We start from the raw sequence: 16,640 nt of genomic DNA, 5'->3' as shown, positions 1-16,640 counted from the left end.
GAACTCCGGCTTGCCGGAGTTCTTTGTTTATATAAGAATCTGTCAAAAAGAAGAAAAAGCTTATATAGATCTTCTGCGGAAATAATAGTTTACAGATAATTGCAAATACAAATCTCTGAGTCTGTAAGTAAGTCCATCCCATCTCTCGTTATAAAGACTTCTAAAGGAAAATGTGCCTCTTAAATCGGCACTCAGTCTTGGAGAAACTGCATATTGTGCGCCTACCAATACTCCCGAGAAATGTGTATTAACATGGTTGCTGTAATCATATTCTTTGTGGTCCACTGTATTCGGTTCAGGGATATCAGTTCTGCCGACAATTCCTGTTGCTGTACCTTTATTTTTTCTGGATATAGCTCTTGCATAATATGCTCCGGTTTGTAAGCTCCATTTGGAGTCTATTATATAATGCAGATTGAGCGGAATCTCTATGTATTGAATGTCAAATTTTCCTTTGGTTTCTCCTGTAAAAATTGTTTCAACTTCATAAACATATGGCTGATTATTTACGGATACGGTGACCTTGTCTCTGTACCATTGATTTTGAACAGTTGACTTATAAGTTACCTTTCTTCTGCTATAAAAAGCTTCAAGAGAAACTGAAAGTTCGTCTAAAAGATTATAGGAAACTCCCAGTCCAACCAATGGGTTAAAACCAGGAGCTCCAGACTTACTCACTATTGTTTCACTATGGTATATTGGTCCTCCTGCCTGAATTCCTGCTTTGGCATAAATGTTAAATGATTTTTCCTGAGAAAACCCTGAGGTGCATATAAAGAGAAATAGGAGTGAGGAGGCAATGAACTTCATTACTTTTAATTATTGAGTGATTATAAGCTTTGTTGAAAATGATTTTTGCTCTTCACTTACAATTTTGCATGTATAATATCCTGGAGCCAGGTCAGACACGCTGATTGATGGAGATACGGCACCATTCCAAACCTTTGTAGAAATTAATGCACCCTGATTATTGTAAAAGTACATTGTTCCTGATGCAAAAGGAGCATTGTTTATCTTTACTTCATCTTTTGTAGGGTTTGGAAATAGAGATGCTCCCGTAGTTGCGAAAGGACTCGTTGTTGAAAGCGGGGTAAAATCAAGAGAAAGATTGTCAATGAATAATGTGCTTCCAACCTGACCTTTAAGTTCTTTGCCTCCTGCACTTGAGGAGAAGGTCATTGTTGCAGAATCCGGAGTCACTTGAGATTTGTATGTCACCGGTACTGATAGCAAGGTATAGTTACTAACCTCCTGATTTGTCTGGAAGTAACCAATTCCGACAGTATCCCTGCTTTTATTCACTGAATTCCATTTAAACAGATAAATAGCGATAGAACAAGAGTCGCCATTTACAGGGTTATACTTGTAGTATACATTAAAACCAGTCGGTTTGTCAGTATATGGTATACCAAATTTAGCACTGCTTGCGGGATTCATTATGTTTAATTTGAAAGTTCCAAGATATAAATTTCCAGCTGCCAGTTGATTAAATGCTTTTCGTGATGTTAGTTTAACAGCATATGTTCCGTTTTGAGCATCTGTTGTTTTTTCAGTTGGAGGTTGCACTCCTGTTGCCAATTGAAGTAGGTCATTTCCTGAAGCCCAATGATCAGCCTGGTCATAAGATGTAAACGGGGCATTTGCTGAATAATGTGTCCAATTCTCAAAATCACTGTTCTGGAATTGCTGCTGCGCAAATAGACCAGTTGATGCTAATAGAATAAGTAAAGTGTAGATATATCTCATAGATTATTAATTTTTGTTCTTGCTAATATACAAAAAAATGAATGCGATGCTTTCCAATTTAAGAGAGTGGCATTGGCGTATTAATCGTGCTTAAAGGTAATATACTTGTACTGAGGTAGCTTTTGGTTCTTGTTTGTAGAATAATTTTGCGATTTGTAGAAAGAAAATTTTGTAGCGTTTCTAAGCTCTCTCCATTAGCTGCTTCTTTATAAGATATAGTTACATAAAAGAAATTAATTGCTTGAAAATTACCCCATAAGATTTTTTGTTTCAAATATATCTTTAGATTTGTATTAATAATTTTTACAACGGCTATGGAAAAATTGATCTCTGACTCAGGAAGTCTTATTCTGTTTTTAATAAAAGCAGATTTAAGAGCGAATAAATTACTTGCGAGTATGCAAGAGGCTGGCTTTACCTCCGGATATTATTATACTGACCTTTATATCCCAATATTTGAACTGATGAACTTTGATGATAAAGAGCGTGAAGCTGTTGCAGATATGTATGTTCAATATGTTGAAGGGTTTTGCAAGCTGGAGATCTCTGAGTTTTATTCCAGGCAGAATGAGTTAGCCAATATGCTTTATAATAATCTCCTAAAATTAAAATAAGCTAAAGGTGACTTAAATGTATTCATTGTCAGATTGTTGTAATGGATTTAATCCGTATTCGCGCACATAAGTGAAACTTAGGTTTCAGTATGCCGTTTAAACTTGCTCTGCGAGGCAGGATTACTATTTTGATCAGCATTAACTGGCTTATGTATTGTACAATAACTATTGTTATTGTGTACGAGATAATCACAGGCCATTTTTAGTATGGATTTGGTTATGGTATTTTAATATGAGGTTAATTTTTACAGAGTGTTATTTATTACTATTTCTTCTCTGTGGATGCTCGTTTAAAAATGAGAACATCACAAAGTTAAAAAGGCCTGATAACAAAATATTACAGGCATTCAATTTTAATGAGAAGTATGATGTCGTTTATCAATTCTATCAGGAATATAAGACTACTGAAAAAGTCAGTCACATGATAGCTATTGTAAAAATGCCCGATAGGGGCTACAAGCTTCAGAATAGTTTGCCAATCAGCAGATCGTCATTAAAGCAACTAACTAAAATAGAGAAAAGTAAGTTTCTTGATGGAAGGCCTATAATTTTCAATCCTGAACGAAGTCTTAATGAAGATATACGTACTAAAGCTATGGAATTTGGCTCTGGAAGAGATTATAATGTTTTTCACTCTGATGGTTACTATCAGATCATATCCAACAGTTGTATGGAAGCTATAGTAATTTGTGATACACAAAATGACTTAATGTACATTGAGGCAGTGAAATAATTTCTGCGGACATTTGCCGATTTTAAAAAGATAGCAAGGAAATTTTCGTGCTTTTTTTTGTAGCTTGTTTGCTGAAAGCCAATATCATTGTGATTATAAATATCAGGCAAGAAAACCAAAGTGATTATGATGTTACAGAAAAGCTTATTCAGGAAGCTTTCCTTAATGCTGATTACTCTAATCATAAAGAACATATACTTGTTCAGAAACTTAGACATACAGAGAATTTTATTCCTAAATTGTCTCTTGTTGCAGAATTGGATAATCAACTGGTTGGTCATATACTCTTTACTATAGTGAATATTGTGGCGAATAAAACTAAAGAATCACTTGCATTGGCTCCTCTATCAGTGCTTCCGGAAGTTCAGCGTCAGGGCATAGGATCAAGGCTTATGAAATATGGTCTGGCAAAAGCAAAAGAATTAGGATTTGAGTCCGTTATAGTCTTGGGGCATCCGGAGTATTATAAGAAGTTTGGTTTTATGAAAGCTTCAAAATGGAATGTTCAATTTCCATTTGATGTTCCTGATGAAGTATTTATGGCCCTGGAATTAAAAGAAAATGCTTTGGCTGATGCTGCAGGAGTTGTACGGTATCCTAGTGTTTTCACTGAATAGTTTTTAATATAGATCATAGTATGAACAAGTCCAATTGGATATTCTTTCTTATTCCCGTAGTTCTTATAGGGGATATGTTGCTCATTTCTCCTATAACATCCTTGCTGTTGAGTTCTTCTACAACAATGGCAGTGTGCGGCTTTTTACTTGCTTTAGGAATTTTCTGGGCAAATATGTTCTACATAAGAAAAGTTATTGCAAAGCTGAATTAAGCCTGGCGATTCAGAACTGTCAAATTTTTTGAGAAGAATAAGTAATTATCTTTTTATAAATCATTTTTTGTAAATACTTAAAGTTTTTCTTTATTTTTAGCTTGATATTGAGAGTGTTAGAGTAGTAATGTTCGGTATAATTTTTAACAGCCTTAATGTCATTTTTAACTTTTTTAAATTTCAACCAAAATGTTTAACTCAGTTGCATTAGATGTAGTTATCGGTCTGGTATTCATTTATTTGTTATACAGTCTGCTGGTCACAGTAATTGGAGAAATAGTTTCTACCTGGCTCGGCTTGAGATCAAAGGTTCTCTATGAAGCCATTAATAGAATGTTGACTGATAGCTTTGCTAAGAATGATTCGGTAGGAAGTAGTATTAAATTACTGGTCAGAAAAGCTTTAAGTAGGAAAGAGTATAAACCAGCCACATTTGCTCAAAAATTTTACGAGTACCCTTCAATAAAATACCTTTCAAAACTTGAAGCTGTAAAACATAAATTTACAGAGAGCCAGCTCCCTTCTTATCTGAGTGCTGAGAATTTTGCAACCACTATAGTAAACATGTTGAAGGAGAGAGGTGCAGGAACCTCCGTTTCAGAACAGATCGATTATTGTCTTAGATTTAATACCTTTCAGATTCAGCCGGAAACCTTGAAGCAGTTGACCAATCTATTCAACGACTCCGGGCGTGATGAACTTTTGTTTCAGAAGAAGCTCGAAAGCTGGTTTGATGATACAATGGACAGAGCAAGTGGCTGGTATAAGCGCAAGATCCAATGGATACTATTCTTTTCCGGATTTGTTATTGCCATTATATTTAATGTGGACAGTATCGCAATTACACAAAAGTTGTCTGCTGATAAGGCTGCCAGAGAAAAAGTGATATCAATGGCTGTACATTCCTGTGATTCCTCTTCTCAATCTTCCGGATATATTTTAAACGATAATTTTTCTGATTCACAAACTTCTGCAAAATACAAAACATTATTGGCTGAAGCTGATAGAGCAAATATGGTTATGGGCATCGGGTGGGATAATGTACCTGACAGTAAAATTGGGTTCGGTAAATACATGTTCAACGCTAAGCTTCCTTTTCGTGCTCTTAATCCCTTTACTTCAAACTTCTGGGGATTGGTAATCACTGCCATTGCCCTTTCACTTGGAGCACCTTTTTGGTTTGATTTACTAAGAAAGCTTGTTTCAATAAGAGGAACTGGAGTAAAACCTGAGAAGAAGTCTGTTTTCCAGGTAGAGGAAAAATCAACAGAGTTTTTGCGTCCTTCAAATGAAGTTTTAAATAGAATTTATAAGCCATTAGATCCGGAAATCATTGAAGAAGCAAGGAAAGAGTTGCAAACAACTACAGGCGTATGGTCTGTAGAATTTGGATATATAAAATCAGGCTCAGAAAAGTTTAAGGCTATTGAAGTAAATGTGCAGGATATATCAGTTCAAAAGAATGCAGAAAAGAAGTTAGGTAAGGAATTTAAATCTGTACCTGTCAATTATATAATCAATAATGAACCTGTAACAAATGATCTTACAGGTGGGGCAGAAGTCGGTAATCTGACAAGAGTCAATGGTTTCGGTGCCATGGGTTGTCTTTTAAGAAAGAATGAATCTGATAAAACCTATTTTCTTTCCTGCTGGCATGTATTAAAAGGTGATACAGCCTGGAGGACGAATACTGGAAACAATGACCTAATTGCAAACGGAAATGACAATATCATTGGTTATTTGGTCGATGGAGCTTTGACAGATAATTTTGATATTGGAATAGGTGAATTTAGTTCTCAAGGGAGTTATTCCGGCTTTAATAAATCACAAAATATAACAAGAGGTTGGAGAAGGCTGACTATTTCAGATGCATTGAATGAGACAGAAGTTACCTTTAAAAGCAAGCAATCCAATAAGCAAAATGCTGTTATTTATAATGAAACAGTGAGCAAATCTATATTGTATGCAGATGGTAATACTTACTTGCTGAAAGATCTTTTTTCAATTGTAAAATACAAAGTAGATGGAGCCATGGTTGCTCCTGCTGAAAATGGAGATTCAGGTGCTGTGGTTATTGACAATGCTGGTTTTCCGCTTGGAATCATCATAGCTTCAGATAGTAAGTTTTCTTATGCTGTTAAGTTTTCAAATTTTATGGGTGCAAATGCTCCTTATAGTGACTATTCAGTTTTAGTGTAATAGAATGTTTGATAGTAAATAAAGAAATATAGATGTATCAAGTAATATATCTTATAGGATGTTTATTGAGCATTCCAATGCTTCCGATAATAATTATTCAGGGAAAAATCTTAAAGAGAAAAATTCCTGTTTTGCCTGAAGCTGAAAAAAACAGAACTGGATGTATCGGCAATGGTGATCCATTTAACCTTGTTGCTATAGGTGAATCTACAGTAGCGGGTGTTGGAGTAGATGATCATAAACAAGGTCTTACTGGTAATATTGCCAGGGCTCTCTATGAGTATAGTGGTAAAAAAGTTAACTGGGATGTGATTGCCAATACAGGGTATTCAGCAGAAGTAGTAAATGAAAAACTGATTTCCCTCTTGCCCAAAAAACCTATTGATCTTATTGTTATTGGCCTTGGAGCGAATGATGCATTTGAAATTAAAAGTCCTTTACAATGGAAGAAAGGAATTACGGATATAATTGTCTCTGTAAGAAATAGAAATATTAGCTGTCCTATTGTAATAGCAGCAATGCCACCACTTAGGTATTGCCCGGCTTTTTCAATTTTGTTTAAAAGCATATTCGGTGGGCTGGTTTTCCTTTACTCCAAAACGATGAAAGAAGTGTGCAGAAATAATAATCAGGTTTATTTTATGAGTAAAGAAATTAACCATAAGAACTGGTCTCACAGGATTGATCCGGGACTTACTATGAATGACTTATTCTGTGACGGCGTTCATCCTTCTAAGTTATCCTATGAAGTATGGGGAAGGGAGATAGCTGATTACGTGGTAGAAAATAGATTGATATAAGTATTAAAATTTTTAAGTGATAAGCTCGCTGAATACCAGCTCATTTCGATCTTCTCATAAGTTCTTAAATTTAACTTAACACTACTTAAACCATGTCTTAACATTGGACCTTTAGCTTTACATTGTTAATTATATCAATAGCAGGAATTATAATTTAATAAAGACTTTTTTTTGCTTTTTAGTGGTACACTTAACGGGAGGAATAAATCGATTTTGCTTTTTCTGAACAGGCTGTCTCTGAAAGGAGTAGCCTGTTTTTTTTAAAATATAGATATTGTAAGACATATTTACCTGGCCAAAAAGTGTATGGGATTTTAATACCTAAATTTGAGTAAATATTTGTTTATCAAGCCTCTGTCTCTATAGTTTGGAAAGCTTTTTTGGATATGAAAATTATAATAAGACAGTAAAAAGTCTTATATTTAAAGTCTTTATTTAGGAAAAACTAACACAATATACCAAATGGCAATTAGCGCTCCGTCGGGGAAGATATCTTCCGCCAATCTTGACAGTAACCAGAAATATGGTACTGCCCTTAGCTCCCTCATGGTTCTGTTCTTCATGATGGGTTTCATTACTTGTTTTAATGATATTTTGATACCGTATCTGAAGGTGATATTTAAGCTGAACTATACACAGGTAAACCTTATTAATTTTTGCTTTTTCAGTGCATATTTCGTGATGTCTATTCCTGGAGGAAGGCTTGTGCAGAAGTATGGTTACAAGGCAATTATGATCACAGGTTTTGTGATTGCTGCAATAGGATGTGTTTTGTTTTATCCTGCTGCAGAATTAAGAGTGTATGGTCTTTTCTTGGCAGCATTATTTATCCTCGCAACTGGAATTACTCTACTTCAGGTTGCAGGAAATCCCTATGTAGCAGTTCTGGGAAGCCCATCAACGGCATCTGCAAGACTTACTTTAACTCAAGCTTTAAATTCTTTTGGTACATTTGCGGCTCCACATGTTGGTAGTTATCTTATCCTTTCAAAGCTTCCTGAAATGCCAACAGGTTTGGATAAATTGGAATCATATGCAGATCTTTCTCCGAACCTTAATGCTATTTTAAATGATATATTAGCCAAAACAGAGCTTGTATACCTTCAAGGTACCTATTTATCCATTGCCGCAGTTATGTTATTAATTGGTGGTACTTTATTCTTTATGAAGCTGCCAGCAATTGGCCATGGAGATAGTGAGATAAATACTGAAGGAATGGTTGAGAAAAGCAGCGTTTGGCAGTATCGCCATTTGATACTTGGTATGGTAGGTATCTTTACTTATGTTGGGGCTGAGGTTGCTATTGGTAGTCATATTGTGAATTATCTCGGAATGAAAGATATAATGGCTATGTCTGCAAAAGAGGCAGGAACATATGTGTCCTATTATTGGGGAGGTGCAATGGTTGGACGGTTTTTAGGTACATTTATTCTATCTAAATTTAAGCCAGGAAAAGTTTTGGGTGTATTCGCAATTGGTGCTATATCGTTAATATTAATATCGATAGCAAGTCATGGAATAATTGCCATGTGGACTCTTATTTTAGTAGGTTTATTTAATTCATTAATGTTCCCTACAATCTTTACCTTAGCAATCAAAGGTCTTGGAAAGCATACAGATCAAGCCTCAGGATTACTTTGCACAGCTATTGTTGGTGGAGCAATTCTTCCTCTTCTGTTCGGAAAAGTTGCAGACATATCTGGTGGTAACCTTAAACTTGCATTGATCATACCGATTGTTTGTTATTTGTACATTTCATTCTTCGGATTCAAAGGTCATAAGCCCGTTGAGAATTAATTAGTGTTTCATTTATAAAATGAAAAGGGGATAAGCAGAAATACTTATCCCCTTTTTTATAATTAAATTTCCAAGAATTACCTAATGCATTATTAATGGCTGACTTACTTAAAAATATTTATAATAAAGAATTCTTTGACCAGTTCTGTGATATTACAAGCACTGTAATTAAGGATTTTGACAGAAAAGTTTTTCTCAAGAAAATCTATGACAAACAGTGGGAGCAAAGAGAGCTCAAGCAAAGGATGAAGCACATAGCTTCTGTACTGAGAGATTTCCTGCCAGCAAATTATGATAAATGTATCTCCGCTGCATGCAAACTTATTGCTGAATTAAGGAAGAGGAATATAAAGCAAACCAGCGTAGAACTGATGTTCTTCCCTGAAATCATTGAGCAATATGGCATTGATCATTTGGACGTTTCTGTTAAAGGGATGGAGTTCATCACTCAGATTATCAGCTGTGAATTTGCAATCAGGCCTTTTATAATAAAGTATCCTAAGGAGATGATGAAAACGATGCTTGCATGGTCAAAGCATGAAAGTTATCATGTGAGGCGACTTGCAAGTGAAGGCTGCAGACCAAGACTTCCTTGGGCAATGGCTATTCCATCGTTGAAGAAAAATCCTGCACCGATTTTCCCGGTTCTTGAAAATCTGAAAAATGATTCTTCTGAATTTGTCAGGAGAAGTGTTGCAAATAACCTTAATGATATAGCTAAAGACCATCCGGAAAAAGTATTAGAGATAGCATTAAAATGGCAGGGAAAATGTGATGAAACAGACTGGATTATCAAGCATGGTTGTCGCACTTTGTTGAAGAAGGCAAATCCGGATGCCTTATCACTCTTCGGACTGACAACTGCTAAAAGCGTTACAATAAAAAATTTTAAAGTAGATAATTGTGACATTGTTCTTAATGATGATTTATGCTTTTCCTTTGATTTATTTCATAAGGAAAAGGAACCGCTTAAGCTTCGCATAGAGTATTTTATTTATTATATGAAAGCAAATGGAAAACAGAATAAAAAGATATTTAAGATCACTGAAAATATTTACGCTTCAGATGTAAAGTACCCTTTCAGACGAAAGCAATCGTTTAGAGACCTTACCACAAGGAAGCATTATGCAGGAGAGCATAAGCTTTCATTAGTCATAAATGGCAAAGAGTTGATCTCAAAAGATTTTTATTTAAGCAAATAAAGTATGGGAGATATATTAAAAGTACAAGGGGATCTGGATGGTGGAGAATCTTTCTCAAAAGAGCAAAACGTCTTTAACAAGAAGGTTAAAGAAATCAAAAGTCTAAAGAAGGATCTGGAAGATCTTTCTCGTGCGCTGGATGTGGCTCAAAGAGAGTTTCAGAAGAAGGTAATTCCATTGCAGAATGACTTCTTTGGTCTCACTAAAGAACGTCTCCGTATTTTGGCAGATTACTATTGGAATGAAAAGTTATCAAAGGCATTGAAGAAAGATTTGCTTGAAGTCATGATTGCTGAATGCCAAAGTCTGAATGTGTACAGTGATGATGAAGAAGTCCGGAAGTGGCTCGAGGAGTTTGAGACGCAACTAAATGCTGGATCAAATGAGGACCTACGCAAAGAGGAAGCTGCTTTTGATGAAGCCTTTAACAAGTTTTTTGATGGGTATTTTGGAAGCGATGAAGGCAATGATTCTGGTGAAGAAAAAGGGCGTAAGACTTCAAAGGAAAAAAAGAAAGTGGCTAAGGAAGCGGCCAAAGATGAGGTGCGCAAACGTTCTATTAAAGAGATTTACAGAGGCTTAATTAAGATATTTCATCCGGACAAAGAAATGGATGAAGCTGCAAAGGTGGAGAAGGAGGAGATAAGTAAGGAAATTACGGAGGCCTATAAGAAAAATGATTTACTTGCTTTGCTTGAATTTGAAACAAGCCTTTTGATTTCTGATAAGACCAGGATAAGGGAAATTGCGGATGATAAGCTAAAAATATACAACGAAGTGCTCTCTGAACAGAAGAAAGATCTTGAAAACAGGCTCTATATTTTAAAGTCAAAAAATGAGATTGTTTACAAAGGAATGTGTATGAAGAATTCTAATAAAGAAAAGTTTTTGAGAAAAGTGACTAGTGATCTGAGTGAAAGGAATGACGCTCTCATTCAGCAGATGTTTGTTTTGCAGAATGATAAAAAGTATCTGAAATATTTTATTGCAACTTACCTTGGAGGGTATGAGGAGTTTTAATATTGTATTGTTTTAATCAAGAGGTGTCATTTAAAATATTTTTTAAGTCCATCTTGACTTAGCTTTATAGCTCATTATCAGTATTTGGTACCATAAATGTCATTGAGGTGCCTAAATATTAATCTTGCTTCTGAGGTTTGAAGAGTGATTTGTCTGACTGAAAGGTTTATTCAATTAGGTGTTTTAAGAAAAGGCGTTTAAATGGTGCAAAAACCTTATGCTCTTTGATAAGGTTTAATAAGAAAAACATCTACTGTCATGATAAAGACATCATTTATAACTAACCTGGGCAACAGCATCAATCAGTTTGATTTTGAGCTGTCTTTGAAAAATTTTATTTCTAAGCATGAATTCTTCAACGGAAGAAAAATAGATAAATCCCAAATCAATATCATCAGTGTTTTCCCTATATCAAATGCTGAAAGTACTTTCTACAAAGTAATGTGGGAGATGAATGCATGAAGTCTGAATTTGTTTAATATACAAATTCTACAATATTGATTTAGCTTCATTAAGGCAATATGGCTTTTGTAGATATTGTTTAAATGAAAGAAATAACCATTTATTCGGTTGTTTTGACCTTCACTCTTCCTTGTTCCTGCCTGGTGCTTATTCCTTCCTTTTAAGGTACAACTTGGTATTTCGTCTGTCTTATATAGCTATACTTTCTTTTCATAGTCATCATAAAAGATGTTTTGAAAAGTGAAGGTAAAAGGTGTATGTATTAGGAATTTATTTTCTGTAATGAATATCCCGGCTGTAGCGCTGGGATTTTTTATTTAGGTTTATGACACGATTTTCCTCAAAGATTTTTAATTAGGCTTTTATGCCTCAGTAGTTTTTTTTCTAATGGTATAATCTAGCCTATCTTTTTGTTTTGCAGGGATTTCAATTTTTGGCTTCATGAGGTTTATGCGCCAAGGTGCCTTGTTTAACAATCTGATATATAGTGTTTTGTCTTGCAATTTTACTTATATATCAGCAAATTTGAAGAGGTGACTGATAATTATGTATTTCAGTTTCCAATTTCAAATGCTTATGGAGGAAAAATGAATCAGCCAAATCACTTAAGATTATTTACTGCGAGCAGAATAGCCTTGGTTGCCACTGCAATGACTTTTGCCATACGGGCAAATCTTATAGGCAAGCTGGGAGCAGAGTTTGCCATTTCATCTGAGAATATGGGAATAGTCGTAGGAACGGCTTTTTGGGGTTTTACATTATCTATACTTATCGGTGGTCCGCTTTGCGATATCCTCGGAATGCGAAGGTTAATTTATTTTGCTTTTGTTGGTCATATTTCAGGTATTGTCCTCACAATATTATCTACTGGTTTCGTCTCCTTATTTTTATCAACCCTGCTAATAGGAATCGCCAATGGGTTTGTTGAAGCTGCCTGCAATCCATTGATTGCGACTTTGTATAAAGAAGAGAAAACTAAAAAGCTCAATCAGTTCCATCTTTGGTTTCCAGGAGGAATAGTTCTTGGTGGGCTTGCGGCTTATTTCCTGGAACAGTTTGGGCTAGGTTGGCAAATTCAACTTGCTATTATTATAATCCCCACAATCATCTATGGAATACTCTTTATGAATCAGAAATTTCCATCAACAGAAAGGAAATCATCAGGAGTATCAATGAAGGGAATGGTAACAGAATGTACAACCCCTCTGTTTATTTTTATGGTTTTTTGTATGTTTCTTACCGCTGCTACAGAATTGGGGACAAATCAATGGGTCGCAGAACTATTGGGCAATGCAGGAATACCTTCTATTCTACTTTTGGTTTTGATAAATGGACTAATGGCTTTCGGCAGAGCATTTGCCGGACCTGTAGAAAAACTTCTATCCCCGGCAGGTATATTACTATCCTCTGCAGTACTATCTTCAGCGGGATTATATTTGTTAAGCCAATCTTCCGGATATATGCTGTTTATATCAGCTATTGTTTTTGCTGCAGGTATATGTTATTTCTGGCCGACAATGCTGGGTTTTGTTTCGGAGTATTTACCTCGCACTGGTGAACTTGGTCTTTCTATCATGGGCGGTGCAGGTATGTTATCAGTAGCATTTATTCTGCCATACATGGGAGGATTTTATGATGTTCAGACACTAACCAATCTTCCTGATGGAGCTAACCTTTCCGAACTGAAAGAATTTTCAAAGGGCACTCCTGAATTCATTATGCTAACTAAAGCAAGACTTATAGCAGGAGCAACAACATTAAAATACATTTCACTTTTACCACTTTTCCTGATCTTTGCCTTTGGATGGCTCTTTCAGTTCATGAAAAAGAAGACATCGTCTTATTCATTAATTCAAAAGGATTAAGAAAAAAGGATAATTGGTTTACAAAAAATTATAAATGACAAAAGACAGACGTACTTTTATAAAAGAAGCAAGTATTGTAGCTGGAGGGCTTACATTACTTTCCTCCGTTCCTTCAGGTTTATTTGCAGCTGATAAATTTGATTTTAAAATTTCCCTGGCTCAGTGGTCCCTCCACAAGGCAATGTTTTCAGGTAAACTCACTACCCTGGATTTTGCTTTAATAGCCAAAAAGGAGTTCGGACTAGACGCTGTTGAATATGTCAATCAGTTTTTTGCAGATAAAGCCAAGGATCAGGAATATTTGAAGAACTTAAAACAAAGAGCTGAGGACAATGGTGTAAAAAGCCTCCTCATTATGGTTGACAATGAAGGTTCTTTGTCTTCAACAGTTGCTTCTGAAAGAAAGACGGCTGTTGAGAATCATTACAAATGGGTTGACGCTGCAAAGTTCCTGGGATGCCATTCTATTCGCGTAAACTTACATGGAGCAGGCTCTGATGAAGAATGGAAAAGCGCATCAATTGAGGGCCTGGGCAAACTTGCTGAATACGGTGCAAATCACAAGATGAATGTCATTGTTGAAAATCATGGACAGCATTCTTCCAATGGAGCTTTGTTGGCTGAAGTAATTAAACAGATAAATAATCCGTTCTGCGGCACTCTTCCTGACTTTGGAAATTTTTGTATGAGAAGAGAAAAGGGAGATCTTTGGGAATCGCCATGTGTTGAATGGTATGACAGATACAAGGGCGTAAAAGAAATGTTGCCATATGCAAAAGGCGTTAGCGCTAAAGCTTTCAATTTTGATTCTAAAGGCAATGAACAGGATATCGACTTTAAAAAGATGCTGGAACTAGTAAAGGCGTCTGGCTATAAAGGTTATATCGGTATCGAATACGAAGGTGAAATGCTAGATGAATATGCTGGAATAAAGGCGACTAAAAAGTTGCTGGAAAAAGTAAGAGCAGAACTGAAGTGAGTTAAAAGCTTAAAGCATAAAGTAAAAGGAAATCATAGATATAATTATCTCAAATTGTTCCCTTCTTCTTTAGAAGAAGGGTTAGGGATGAGGTTTTAAAGTCATTTCATGATGAAAAGAAAAATAAGAATGGGCATGGTAGGTGGTGGTCAGGATGCGTTTATCGGAGCGGTCCATCGTATGGCAGCGGTTCTTGATGGTGAGATAGAATTGGTTTGCGGTGCATTCAGCAGTAGTGAAGTTAAATCAAAGGCTTCCGGTGCTGAACTGTATTTATCTCCTGACCGAGCATATGCTTCTTTTGAAGAAATGATTAGTAAGGAGAAGTCTTTGCCGGAAGATGTTCGTATGGATTTCGTTTCCATTGTTACGCCGAATTTTCTTCATGTTAAGCAAGCGATGTTGGCTCTTGAAAATGGTTTCCACGTTTTGTGCGAGAAACCTCTGGCCCTTTCTTCTTCTGAAGCATTGACGCTTCGTGATAAAGTTAAGCAATCAGGTCTGTTATTCGGATTGATGCATAATTATACTGGTTATCCAATGGTAAAGGAAGCCAAAGCGATTGTTAATAGTGGTAAACTTGGGCCTATAAGAAAGGTAATAGCAGAGTATGTCCAAGGCTGGCTTGCATCAAGAATTGAAGAATCCGGACAGAAGCAAGCAGACTGGAGAACTGATCCAGATAAAGCTGGAATCAGTTGCTGTGTCGGAGATATTGGCACGCACGCTGAAAACCTTGCGGAGTATATTACCGGATTAAAGATTTCAGAATTGAGTGCAGACGTATCGACCTTTGTGAAAGGTAGAATGCTTGATGACGATGCAAGTGTTTTACTGAGATTTGATAATGGTGCAAAAGGAGTTTTATTTTCAAGTCAGATTGCGATTGGTGAAGAGAATGAATTAAAGATCAGGGTTTATGGAGAGAAGGGAAGTATAGAGTGGCTTCAATCTGAACCAAATAGTCTTTTAGTTAAAATGGCTGGAGAACCTGTTCAGATATATAGAACGGGTGTTGATAAAGGATATCTTTCAAAGGCTGCATTAAGCGGAACCCGATTGCCTGGAGGGCATCCTGAAGGTTACATTGAATCACTTGCAAACATCTACAAGGAGTTTGCCAGAGCTATTAAAGTAAATCAGGAAGATGGGTATGAGGAGTTTGATTTTCCGGATATAGAAGATGGAGTAAGAGGAATGCGCTTTATAGAAGCTGTTATTGAATCAGGTCATAAAAATGCCCAATGGGTGAAATTATAGAATAAATATGAGAACTATTAAAGGGCCCGGGATCTTTCTTGCTCAATTTATGGATGACAATGCACCATTCAATTCATTGGAGAATTGTTGCAGATGGGCAGCATCATTGGGTTTTAAAGGTGTACAGATCCCAACATGGGATGAAAGATGTATAAATCTTAAGCTGGCCGCTGAAAGCAAAACTTATGCAGATGAATTAAATGGCATAGTTAAAGCTACTGGTTTAGAAGTAACAGAATTATCTTCCCACCTGCAGGGCCAGCTTGTTGCTGTTAATCCAGCTCTTAGTGATCAGTTTGATGGTTTTGCTCCGAAAGAGCTTAGAGGGAATTATCAGGCAAGAACTGAATGGGCAATTCAGCAATTGAAATATGCAGCAAAGGCCAGTCAGAATTTAGGATTAAATGCTCATGCTACATTTTCTGGAGCTCTTATTTGGCATAATGTTTATCCATGGCCTCAAAGAAAACCTGGTCAGGTTGAAGATACATTCAAAGAACTTGCACAGAGGTGGACTCCGATATTGAATGCCTTTGAAGATGCCGGTATTGACTTATGCTATGAAATTCATCCGGGTGAAGATTTGCACGATGGTATTACTTTTGAAAGGTTTCTGAAAGCAACCGGAAATCATAAAAGAGCAAACATGTTGTATGATCCAAGCCACTTGCTGTTGCAGCAGATTAATTATCTTGACTACATAGATATTTATCATGAACATATCAAAATGTTTCATGTGAAGGACGCTGAGTTTAATCCTACCGGTAGATCAGGAGTGTATGGAGGTTATCAGGAATGGATAAACAGACCAGGTCGGTTCAGGTCACTGGGAGACGGGCAAGTGAATTTCAAAGCAATATTTAGTAAACTTGCTCAATATGATTTTCCAGGATGGGCAGTTCTTGAGTGGGAATGTTGTCTTAAAAATCAAATAGACGGTGCGAGAGAAGGGGCTGAATTTATCAGCAAAAGTATTATTAAAGTGAGCGAACGTAGCTTTGATGATTTCGCCAAATAAGTTGTATGTAATAAGTAGTAAGTTTTAAGTCATAAGTGAAAGCACAAAGCTCAAAAGTATTAACCAACTAAAGGAAAGAAGAGTCTGGCTAGGGTTGAGGTGTATTTAAGTATATC

At 36.1% G+C, this 16,640-nt stretch carries 16 protein-coding genes; 14 read left to right on the top strand and 2 right to left on the bottom strand.

Translation table 11 applies throughout. The features are described from left to right. Positions 1-60 precede the first annotated feature (60 nt). On the bottom strand, positions 61-810 hold the full coding sequence (locus K350_RS0104395; protein ID WP_028978862.1) for an outer membrane beta-barrel protein: 750 nt from the start codon (positions 808-810) through the stop codon (positions 61-63). A gap of 9 nt (positions 811-819) precedes the next feature. Then, complete coding sequence (locus K350_RS0104390) at positions 820-1,746, bottom strand: PCMD domain-containing protein (protein WP_028978861.1); 927 nt, start codon at positions 1,744-1,746, stop codon at positions 820-822. Between the two features lie 314 nt (positions 1,747-2,060). Between K350_RS0104390 and K350_RS0104385 the strand changes: the two genes are divergently transcribed. The 14 genes from K350_RS0104385 (at position 2,061) to K350_RS0104320 (ending at position 16,524) form a co-directional block, all read left to right on the top strand. After that, positions 2,061-2,360: a hypothetical protein gene (locus K350_RS0104385; protein WP_028978860.1), complete on the top strand. Its 300-nt coding sequence runs from the start codon at positions 2,061-2,063 to the stop codon at positions 2,358-2,360. 232 nt (positions 2,361-2,592) lie between these two features. Beyond that, positions 2,593-3,093, top strand: a complete 501-nt coding sequence (locus tag K350_RS0104380) for a hypothetical protein (RefSeq protein WP_028978859.1) — start codon at positions 2,593-2,595, stop codon at positions 3,091-3,093. A 47-nt stretch (positions 3,094-3,140) separates the two neighbouring features. After that, on the top strand, positions 3,141-3,710 hold the full coding sequence (locus K350_RS0104375; protein ID WP_211236713.1) for a GNAT family N-acetyltransferase: 570 nt from the start codon (positions 3,141-3,143) through the stop codon (positions 3,708-3,710). A 20-nt stretch (positions 3,711-3,730) separates the two neighbouring features. After that, positions 3,731-3,922 (top strand): hypothetical protein, encoded by a 192-nt coding sequence (locus K350_RS0104370; RefSeq protein ID WP_028978857.1) that lies wholly within the window; start codon positions 3,731-3,733, stop codon positions 3,920-3,922. A 189-nt stretch (positions 3,923-4,111) separates the two neighbouring features. After that, positions 4,112-6,121 (top strand): hypothetical protein, encoded by a 2,010-nt coding sequence (locus K350_RS0104365; protein ID WP_028978856.1) that lies wholly within the window; start codon positions 4,112-4,114, stop codon positions 6,119-6,121. Between the two features lie 32 nt (positions 6,122-6,153). Continuing rightward, complete coding sequence (locus K350_RS30770; RefSeq protein ID WP_081670892.1) at positions 6,154-6,921, top strand: SGNH/GDSL hydrolase family protein; 768 nt, start codon at positions 6,154-6,156, stop codon at positions 6,919-6,921. A 462-nt stretch (positions 6,922-7,383) separates the two neighbouring features. Then, on the top strand, positions 7,384-8,718 hold the full coding sequence (locus K350_RS0104355; RefSeq protein ID WP_028978855.1) for a sugar MFS transporter: 1,335 nt from the start codon (positions 7,384-7,386) through the stop codon (positions 8,716-8,718). Positions 8,719-8,813: 95 nt separating this feature from the next. Then, the gene (locus tag K350_RS0104350; protein WP_028978854.1) at positions 8,814-9,920 is read left to right on the top strand and encodes a DNA alkylation repair protein; all 1,107 of its coding nucleotides are present in this window, start codon (positions 8,814-8,816) and stop codon (positions 9,918-9,920) included. 3 nt (positions 9,921-9,923) lie between these two features. Then, positions 9,924-10,940 carry a J domain-containing protein gene (locus tag K350_RS0104345; RefSeq protein WP_028978853.1) on the top strand — a complete coding sequence of 339 codons (1,017 nt, stop codon included), beginning with the start codon at positions 9,924-9,926 and terminating at the stop codon, positions 10,938-10,940. 258 nt (positions 10,941-11,198) lie between these two features. Next, positions 11,199-11,402 carry a hypothetical protein gene (locus K350_RS0104340; RefSeq protein WP_028978852.1) on the top strand — a complete coding sequence of 68 codons (204 nt, stop codon included), beginning with the start codon at positions 11,199-11,201 and terminating at the stop codon, positions 11,400-11,402. 533 nt (positions 11,403-11,935) lie between these two features. Further along, positions 11,936-13,267: an MFS transporter gene (locus tag K350_RS0104335; RefSeq protein ID WP_245598471.1), complete on the top strand. Its 1,332-nt coding sequence runs from the start codon at positions 11,936-11,938 to the stop codon at positions 13,265-13,267. A gap of 34 nt (positions 13,268-13,301) precedes the next feature. Continuing rightward, complete coding sequence (locus K350_RS0104330) at positions 13,302-14,246, top strand: sugar phosphate isomerase/epimerase family protein (RefSeq protein ID WP_028978850.1); 945 nt, start codon at positions 13,302-13,304, stop codon at positions 14,244-14,246. 111 nt (positions 14,247-14,357) lie between these two features. Further along, positions 14,358-15,506 carry a Gfo/Idh/MocA family protein gene (locus tag K350_RS0104325; protein ID WP_028978849.1) on the top strand — a complete coding sequence of 383 codons (1,149 nt, stop codon included), beginning with the start codon at positions 14,358-14,360 and terminating at the stop codon, positions 15,504-15,506. 7 nt (positions 15,507-15,513) lie between these two features. Further along, positions 15,514-16,524, top strand: coding sequence for a sugar phosphate isomerase/epimerase family protein (locus K350_RS0104320; protein WP_028978848.1), 1,011 nt, complete (start codon positions 15,514-15,516; stop codon positions 16,522-16,524). Positions 16,525-16,640: the final 116 nt, after the last annotated feature.

This window comes from Sporocytophaga myxococcoides DSM 11118 (genome assembly GCF_000426725.1).
GTDB classification, from domain to species: Bacteria; Bacteroidota; Bacteroidia; order Cytophagales; family Cytophagaceae; genus Sporocytophaga; species Sporocytophaga myxococcoides.
The sequence above is the reverse complement of the archived record's forward strand: the minus strand, read 5'-3'. Positions and strand labels throughout refer to the sequence as shown.

What these genes read in the sequence shown, in the direction of transcription:
- K350_RS30770 (WP_081670892.1), top strand. Translation starts at nt 6,154, where the DNA reads ATGTATCAAGTAATATATCTTATAGGATGTTTATTGAGCATTCCAATG.
- K350_RS0104390 (WP_028978861.1), bottom strand. Translation starts at nt 1,746, where the DNA reads ATGAGATATATCTACACTTTACTTATTCTATTAGCATCAACTGGTCTA.
- K350_RS0104365 (WP_028978856.1), top strand. Translation starts at nt 4,112, where the DNA reads ATGTTTAACTCAGTTGCATTAGATGTAGTTATCGGTCTGGTATTCATT.
- K350_RS0104350 (WP_028978854.1), top strand. Translation starts at nt 8,814, where the DNA reads ATGGCTGACTTACTTAAAAATATTTATAATAAAGAATTCTTTGACCAG.
- K350_RS0104380 (WP_028978859.1), top strand. Translation starts at nt 2,593, where the DNA reads ATGAGGTTAATTTTTACAGAGTGTTATTTATTACTATTTCTTCTCTGT.
- K350_RS0104355 (WP_028978855.1), top strand. Translation starts at nt 7,384, where the DNA reads ATGGCAATTAGCGCTCCGTCGGGGAAGATATCTTCCGCCAATCTTGAC.
- K350_RS0104340 (WP_028978852.1), top strand. Translation starts at nt 11,199, where the DNA reads ATGATAAAGACATCATTTATAACTAACCTGGGCAACAGCATCAATCAG.
- K350_RS0104320 (WP_028978848.1), top strand. Translation starts at nt 15,514, where the DNA reads ATGAGAACTATTAAAGGGCCCGGGATCTTTCTTGCTCAATTTATGGAT.
- K350_RS0104385 (WP_028978860.1), top strand. Translation starts at nt 2,061, where the DNA reads ATGGAAAAATTGATCTCTGACTCAGGAAGTCTTATTCTGTTTTTAATA.
- K350_RS0104395 (WP_028978862.1), bottom strand. Translation starts at nt 810, where the DNA reads ATGAAGTTCATTGCCTCCTCACTCCTATTTCTCTTTATATGCACCTCA.
- K350_RS0104345 (WP_028978853.1), top strand. Translation starts at nt 9,924, where the DNA reads ATGGGAGATATATTAAAAGTACAAGGGGATCTGGATGGTGGAGAATCT.
- K350_RS0104330 (WP_028978850.1), top strand. Translation starts at nt 13,302, where the DNA reads ATGACAAAAGACAGACGTACTTTTATAAAAGAAGCAAGTATTGTAGCT.
- K350_RS0104325 (WP_028978849.1), top strand. Translation starts at nt 14,358, where the DNA reads ATGAAAAGAAAAATAAGAATGGGCATGGTAGGTGGTGGTCAGGATGCG.
- K350_RS0104370 (WP_028978857.1), top strand. Translation starts at nt 3,731, where the DNA reads ATGAACAAGTCCAATTGGATATTCTTTCTTATTCCCGTAGTTCTTATA.